General features: G+C 55.1%; 5 protein-coding genes. All 5 read right to left on the bottom strand.

Annotated elements, in window-relative coordinates:
* Positions 1 to 46: 46 nt before the first annotated feature.
* The gene (locus RT018_RS04030; protein WP_312939508.1) at positions 47 to 2,413 is read right to left on the bottom strand and encodes a phosphoketolase family protein; all 2,367 of its coding nucleotides are present in this window, start codon (positions 2,411 to 2,413) and stop codon (positions 47 to 49) included.
* A gap of 223 nt (positions 2,414 to 2,636) precedes the next feature.
* Positions 2,637 to 2,768, bottom strand: a complete 132-nt coding sequence (locus RT018_RS04035) for a hypothetical protein (RefSeq protein ID WP_312939510.1) — start codon at positions 2,766 to 2,768, stop codon at positions 2,637 to 2,639.
* A 601-nt stretch (positions 2,769 to 3,369) separates the two neighbouring features.
* Positions 3,370 to 6,729 carry an S-layer homology domain-containing protein gene (locus RT018_RS04040; protein WP_312939512.1) on the bottom strand — a complete coding sequence of 1,120 codons (3,360 nt, stop codon included), beginning with the start codon at positions 6,727 to 6,729 and terminating at the stop codon, positions 3,370 to 3,372.
* Positions 6,730 to 7,146: 417 nt separating this feature from the next.
* The gene (locus RT018_RS04045; protein WP_312939514.1) at positions 7,147 to 7,569 is read right to left on the bottom strand and encodes a hypothetical protein; all 423 of its coding nucleotides are present in this window, start codon (positions 7,567 to 7,569) and stop codon (positions 7,147 to 7,149) included.
* A 162-nt stretch (positions 7,570 to 7,731) separates the two neighbouring features.
* A partial coding sequence (locus tag RT018_RS04050; RefSeq protein WP_312939516.1) for a diguanylate cyclase domain-containing protein occupies positions 7,732 to 7,977 on the bottom strand: 246 nt, incomplete at its 5' end.

Genomic DNA, 7,977 nt, shown 5'->3' on the forward strand with positions numbered 1-7,977 from the left:
GATCGCAGAGCCGGCGGCCCGGCCATTCTTCTTTTTCAGCGGTTGTTTACCCGCGCCACTTCCAGTCGCGAATTTCCGGCAGGTCCTCGCCGTATTCCCGGATATACTGCCCGTGCTCCACCAGCTTGTCGTTCATCTCCTGAATGAGATGGGCGCTGCGTCCTGTCAATTCCGGCAAATACCGCAGCACGTTTTTCACCAGATGGAACCGATCCACCTCGTTTTGCACCCGCATATCAAAGGGCGTGGTGATGGTCCCCTCCTCCTTGTAACCGTACACATGGATGTTGCGGTTGTGGCGGCGGTAGGTCAGCTCATGAATCAGGGTATGATAGCCGTGGAACGCAAAAATGATGGGCTTATCCACCGTAAACAGCGCGTCGTACTCCGGGTCACTGAGCCCGTGGGGATGCTCTGTGGCAGGCTGAAGTTTCATCAAATCCACCACGTTTACCACCCGGATCTTGATAGATGGCATCTTCTCGCGCAGAATGGTCACTGCCGCCAGCGTCTCCAGCGTAGGCGTGTCGCCGCAGCAGGCCATTACCACGTCTGGCTCGCAGTTCTGATCGTTACTGGCCCAGTTCCAGATGCCAACCCCCTGCGTGCAGTGCTTCACAGCCTGCTCCATGGTCAGCCACTGGGGCCGGGGGTGCTTGCTGGTCACCAGCACGTTCACATAGTCTCGGCTCTTGATGCAGTGGTCAAAGCAACTAAGCAGGCAGTTGGCGTCCGGCGGCAGGTAAAGCCGCACCACGTCGGCCTTTTTGTTGGCAATGTGGTCCAAAAAGCCCGGGTCCTGATGCGTAAAGCCGTTGTGGTCCTGCTGCCAGACATTGGAGGAGAGAATCAGGTTCAAGGAAGAAATCGACTCTCTCCAAGGCAGTTCGTTGCAGGTTTTCAACCACTTGGCATGCTGGGCGCACATGGAATCCACGATGCGGATAAACGCCTCATAGCTGGCGAAAAAGCCGTGCCGTCCGGTGAGAAGATACCCCTCCAGCATCCCCTCGCACATGTGCTCAGAGAGCATGGAGTCCATCACCCGCCCGTCAGCGGCGAGGAATTCATCCCCCTCCACCGTGGCGCTGTTCCAGCTTCGACCCGTGACCTCGAACACCTTACCAAGGCGGTTGCTCATGGTTTCATCCGGCCCGAAAATGCGGAAGTTCTTCGCGTCCGCGTTCAGCCGGAAGGTATCCCGCACATAGCCGCCCAGCTCGATCATGTCCTGCGCCTCCACCGCACCGGGGGCGGGGACCTCCACCGCGTAGTCCCGGAAGTCCGGTAAGCGCAAGTCCCGGCGAAGCTTTCCGCCGTTGGCGTGAGGGTTTGCGCCTATGCGGCGCTGTCCCTCTGGGGCCAATTCCTCAAGCGTGGGAATTAGGCGGCCGTTCTCATCGAACAGCTCCTCAGGACGGTAGCTCAAAAGCCACTCTTCCAGCATCTTGAGATGCTCCGGCTTCTCCATGGAGATGGGCACCTGATGGGCACGGAAAGTCCCCTCCACCTTTTTTCCGTCCACTTCCTTGGGACCTGTCCAGCCCTTGGGGGTCCGCAGGACAATCATGGGCCACGCTCTGGCGGTCGTCTCCCCCGCCTTGGCGGCGGCCTGAATGGCCTGAATCTCGGCCATCACTGTATCCAGCGTGTCCGCCATCAGGCGGTGCATGGTCATGGGGTCGTCTCCCTCTACAAAGTGAGCCTTCCAGCCGCAGCCCTTGAAATAACTTTCAATCTGCTCATGACTCATCCGGGCAAAGAGGGTGGGGTTGCTGATTTTATAGCCGTTCAGGTGGAGGATGGGCAGTACCACGCCGTCGGTGGCGGGGTTCAAAAACTGGTTTCCAAGCCAGGAGGTGGCCAGCGGGCCCGTTTCCGCCTCTCCGTCGCCCACGGTGACGGCGGCTATCAGGCCGGGATTGTCAAACACCGCGCCATAGGCGTGGGACAGGCAATAGCCCAGCTCGCCGCCCTCGTTGATGGAACCCGGTGTTTCCGGGGCCACATGGCTTGCAATGCCGCCCGGGAAGGAAAACTGCTTGCACAGCCTTTGCAGTCCCTCCATATCGCGGCTCACGTTGGGGTATACCTCGCTGTAAGTCCCCTCCAAATAGGTGTTGGAAACGAAGAAGTTGCCGCCGTGGCCCGGCCCGGACAGAAGAATCGTGTCCTGATCGTACTGCTTGATGATGCGGTTTAAGTGGACATACACAAAGTTCTGCCCCGGAACGGTGCCCCAGTGTCCCACAATCTTCTTTTTAATCTGATCCGCGCGCAAAGGCTCTCGCAGCAAGGGATTCTTCAATAGATAAAGCTGCGCCGCAGACAGGTAGTTTGCCGCACGCCAATAGGCGTCCATCTTGTTCAGGTAATCCTGTGTCAGCGGCTGTTTTTCCATGCATTCGCTCATGCTGAAACCTCCATTCTTTCATGCCGCCCCTGCGGCTCTTTCCTATGTTGTCCCAACGGGCACAAATTGTTATGCACGTATCTTTTAGATGGTCATTCCAAGCATTCCTCAAAGGATAGCTCTCCATACAGCTTCGTTGTGCTTTCTTTGGCTAAATTCGGGACGCGTCAAGGCGGCCGAGCTTACCGCGCCGCCTCACCCTCGTAAGGCCCAAGTTCCAGACTTACCCCAGCGCATCCGGACCCGAGACGTCGAACCCACTGTACGTCCGCTCTCGAAGATAGCGCCTAGGCGCGAACACCGTCAAATCCATCATGAAGCTGCCGACCACCAAAATCTTTGGCCTTCCTAGCATAATCTGGTTCCTCTCGATGCATTTTGCCCTGCGCAATCGTTTTCTATTTCAGTTACCTACATCATACGATACTCCGCTGCGAAATGCAAGAGCGAAGCTTTGAATTTCTCCCGCCATCGCGCATCTTGCCATTCACAAAAAGCGCCGCCGGACGCACCCGGTTCGATGTCCAGCCGTCCGACCGCTTCTATGAAGATATTCACCGGAACATTAAAACCCTCTTCATATTTTACCCGTTTCTTCGCGTGCCTTCCCCATTTCGTCCAAACACAAAGACCGCCGAAAATCGGCGGTTCGTAGGCAGAGTTCGGCCCCGGGCGGTATGGCATCCGTCCGGGGCCTTTCATGAGGGAAAACAGGAAATAAAGGAAAAGAAAGGAATTGGAAAACTATTCCTCCATCCGGTGTCAGCCAAACCGGAGGGTGAATGCGTAAGCCACGCATTCACTATGGAAAAGACTCCTAGCCTGTCAGCGACAACCTTTCGCGCCACGAGAGTCCTTTGCCCCCATTTGCATTGGTCCAATCGGCGCGTTTGATTAGTTGTGACTAACCGCATATTTACAATACCATGGACAGACCTTTCTGTCAATCCCAAAATTTATATTTTCCCAAAGTATTTTTTAGAGTTCTTTTTATGGCTTATCCTTCGCGCTCCGCTAAAGCGAGTCGGCAAGCCCTTTAAAAATAACGTCCCTACCGTCACGTGAAACGCGACGGTAGGGACGTTCGTCCTTGATTTCGCCCGGTTCATCCGCCATACGACCGCAGAAATTTGTCCCCGGGTCATAGTGTTGGCAGGCTTAAAGGTGCTGGTTCCGTTGGAAAAATACCCTTCCACAATTCCGGCGGCGCTGAGCGCCTGCACGTAGATGTCACCGGTGTCGGTAAAAGGCTTCACACTGGAAAGGTTCGTCAGGTTTAGTTTCATAGCCTTGGCAGTAATCTGGGCCACCGCCAAGCGGCTGATGGGCCGGTCCAGATCGCTCTCTTTCACACCGGTGAGCAGCCCGTCGGCCTTGGCGCGGGAGAGATAGCCGCTGAAGGGGTGCTTGCCGGTGGGGGACTGCGTTCTGTAGTCCGCAGCCAGCATAATGAGCTTCAGCGCCTGCCCGTAGGTCACGGTTTTATCGGGCTTGAAATAGCCGTCCGGATAGCCGTCGATGACTTTTGCGTCGGACAGCTCCGCTACATATTTATAGCACCATACGGAAGAACCTACATCTTTATAACTCTTGAGGCCGCTGACAATTCCCAGACAGAATCTTCCGCTGGCAATGGCCTTGCCCGCGCTGTTGTACGCCACATAGGGCATCTCCACCGATCCGGTGAATCCCGAGGCAGGCATAAAGCGTAAATCTCCAATTCGTCCGCTGCCAGAGTTGCCGGAATAGACATAGCGGCTGTTGGCAGCGGCCCTGATAGAGCCGCTCCCCACGTAAACCGTCCCCATGCGAGAAGCGGGTAGCTCCAGAATCTGAAGACTGGACATGGAAGCGCCGGAGGTCGCCGAAGAAACCGCTTTATAAATCGAGTCCACCGGAAATGGGACAGAGGTGTTGATGGGCGTAGCCCCATACACGTCCTGCACAAGCGCACTGTTGACGCTGATGAGAATTGTCCCCTGCGCGGTGCGGTTTCCGCTTCCGTAGGCAGTGAAGGGAATCTTGGTGCAATAGTTGTTTCCAGTGGGTACGTATGTCAGCTCACTCAGCGCGTATTGATTCGACCCGGAGGGGCTGAAATACAGAAGCTGGCTGCCACAGTTGCCGCTGGTCATCCGTAGCCCTGTGGTCCCGTAGTTGCTGACGCCATAGTAATTGTAATACAGCGTCCCGTTGTCCGGCACGCCCCCAAGTTTCACAGATTGGAGCACAGAGCCGGAATACGCCTGATTCATAAACCGGGCGATGTCGTTGGGGTTAATCTGCACATTGGTTCCGCTGGTGGTACTATAACGGATATCCCCTCGGAGCACCGTGTCCTCCGCCTGAATTTCCAGAACTCCATCCACATAGCGACCCGCGTCGTAATAAGCCCGGAAAGGCAACCGCACGTTGTCGTTAAAGCTGGAGGAGGTCACAAAGCTCATTTCTCCGAGAGGATAATCTCCGTATTTGGAATTATCCACGTAATAAATATAGGTGTTATAATTATTTTTGTTAAAGGCGGTTTCGTTTCGCCCCCCATAATTGTAATAAAGCAGTCCTTCCGTCTGATCATAAGCGGAGGTGGTCAGAAACGTGACAAACCGAAACTCGTAGCCCGACTGGCGATTCTGAAACACGCGCCTGAAATCGTTGACGTCCAGCCGGACTGTCTCGCCCGGGCTTGCCTTATAGGAAATTGTCTCACCCGAACCGGTTCCGTTGATCTGAATTTCCATCACTCCGTCCACATATCGGCTACTGGAATAATACGCCCGGAAATTGACGGTGATGTTTCCCTTGGTCGCGCCGGAAGAGGCTAAAAAGCTGAGGTCATCGAGCGGATATGACCCGTAACTGGAACCGCTGTAATAGTACGAATAATCATCCACCTCGGATAAGGACAGCTCCTTTTGGTTAGACCTTCCGTATTTATAGTAGAAGGTTCCGCTGCCGGAGGAGGACGTTGTGACAGAGGTGAATTCCACCCAGCGAACCGTTTCGGAATAGCGGGACTGATACACCCTGTTGAAGTCCGCCCGGTCCATGGACACCCGCTCTCCGGGCTGCACCGTATAGTTAATGTTGGTGCCATAACCACTGCTGCCGTTGCTGGTGATGGAAAGGGTCCCCTGAACGGTGCTGTATCCGTCTGTTGCGGTATAGTTCACGGAGCTGGTTCCTCTTGTGCCCGAGGGCACAAAGTATACACTGGAAATGGGATAGCTCCCCCCGCTGTATGTATAGGTCCGGGCAAGGTCGGTTCTGGAGCTGTTGGCATATAGCATTCCATAGGAAGAGGTAGACATGCCGGAGAGGGATACATTCACAAAATTCCGACCTGTCAGGCCCACAAACACGCTGTTAAGCTTGCTTTGGATGGACGAGCCCACGGTGGTCTCTCCCGTCCCAGTAAGGTCCAGCGCCGCGCTCTGATTGGCGGCGCTCAGGGAGTAAACCGCGTACCACACAGTGTTGGCCGTCACCTTTGTGGCCGCCACTTGTGCGGAGGTATAGACGGCCTGCCCAAAAAAAGCGGCGGTGTTGCCGGGGTTGGACATGGTCCAGCCCTTGAAGCTATATGTGCAGTAGGACGCGCTCTTAGAGGGCGTTCCCGGCACGGTGGCAAGCCCATCCTTATTGACGCTTTGGGGCGTACCATAAGTACTCCCGGCGTTGATAAACGTCACGGTGTATTTGGCAGAGACGGGCAGTCCGCCCCGCATGCACACGTCGCATACCCCGTCGTTATTCGCGTCCACATGAGCCACCTTGGCGGAGGTGCCATTGCAAGTTGTGCATCTTTGCCAGTGATAGGTGGCATCTGAGGTGTAGCTTGCCTCGTAGGTGTGGGGGGCCCTGGTGCCCGGATACTCCTGTCCGCAAACCGAACAGGGATGCCAGTGCTCCGTATCGTTTGACTTCCATTCGCCGGACAAAGTGTGGGGTAACGCGGGAACAATTTCCTCCCGCTGATATCCGCATTTGTCCATACAGGCGTAATAATTCTTTCCCGTCTGCGCGCAGGTTGGCGGGATGGAGGAGGTCACCGTCTGAGACAGATGGTGCACCTGACTTTCAATCTCGTATCCGCAGACTCTGCAAACCTTGTGATGGGTTCCGTTTCCCGCGTCCTGCCATTCGCTTTCCTCATGGGCGCTCACGGCAGTTTTCTCCGTCTCATTTTTCGACCACAAGCTGCTAAAATTATGCCCCGGCGGAGGATCATCTGCCGCAGTGGGAACGGCGGTTCCCGCCAGCATCAAGGCCGCCAGCAAAAACGCGGGCAGCTTCTTCTTCCAAAACGCTTTCATGTTTTCCCTCCATCGCACGCATTGCATACTTTTTCACTATACTCATCTTTTAAGATAGCGGAAAATGCAGATTCATTCATGAACAAACTATGAACAAACCGATAATTCCGGCTCCTTCGGAAAAACATTTTTCCAAAGGCTGGTGCGGTTTCCCGCCGAACACCCTCCGCCGAACGCCTTTTCCGGCACCTCTCCGCCGCCATGTGAATCATGTCTCACGGAGGGTGCTTGACGCCCCTTCCTCTCAAAGCCGTCCTGTCAGGTCATCTTTTTCACGCATGTAAAAAAGCAAACAGAGACCCGAACATTCGTCCGGGTCTCTGTTTACTGGTTCTCTGGCGCTTTTGTCCCGCTTGCTCAAAACATAGCGGCGGGGACCAATTGAAAAATCACGATGCTTACGTTTTCGCGGCAGCTTTACTCCTCATCGAGCTTTTCCAAACATAATGCGCTGTTCATCATCAGTAAAAGCTCCAGCACGCTGCGGAAGCTCTCTTCCCTGCGACCCTCCAGCCACCGGACGGAGCCTTGCCAGCTAGCGTTTTGGCGAAATAAGATCCGCAGGCTGAAGGTAGCCGCCCTTCCCCGCTCCGGGCCCGAAGCCGTGCCCGCAGAGGGCGGCTCCACCGGAGCAAACGTGCGCGTCCGCGCAAAAGGCTCCGGAAATTTTGTATTGTCCAGCAATCTCTCCATCTCCAGAAGAAATTGCATCACGCCGCGAAACGCAACAGGCTCTGCAAGCCCCGGATTCATCAGCCGCCCCGTCCACGCGCCATCTGCGCAGTCGTCCACGCAAACCACAGTGTCGTAGTATCGGCTTTCCCACCGTCTTTCCTCCATCGCTGTGCCACATCCCTTTCTCTTGGACTTTTAAAAACTTGCACTATTGTAGCATCAGGAGGTTACAGCAATGGTTACAGGATTCATTTCGAACTTCATTTTTAAATACTATTTAAATTTTTTGGCTAGAATCACATCCAGCTTCGCCATAAACGCCGGTATTTATTTCTTCCGCTTTCTTTGCCGCAGCTTATATTCCCGCTTGTATTCGTACATTTTTTCGTCGGCAGCGGCCAGCAGATCTCCCGCCTGCATGGTGTTATCCGGTCCGACCGAAATCACGCCGTAGCTCATGCTGCGGTCATAGGCGGTGTCTGCCGTCACAAGGCTCGCGCGCAGCAGCTCCATGCGTTCCAACGCCGCAGACTCACCCCAGTTTTCCGCAAGCAGTATAAACTCGTCCCCGCC

It is taken from the genome of Oscillibacter sp. (assembly GCF_032060045.1).
In the GTDB taxonomy this organism is placed as follows: domain Bacteria; phylum Bacillota; class Clostridia; order Oscillospirales; family Oscillospiraceae; genus Oscillibacter.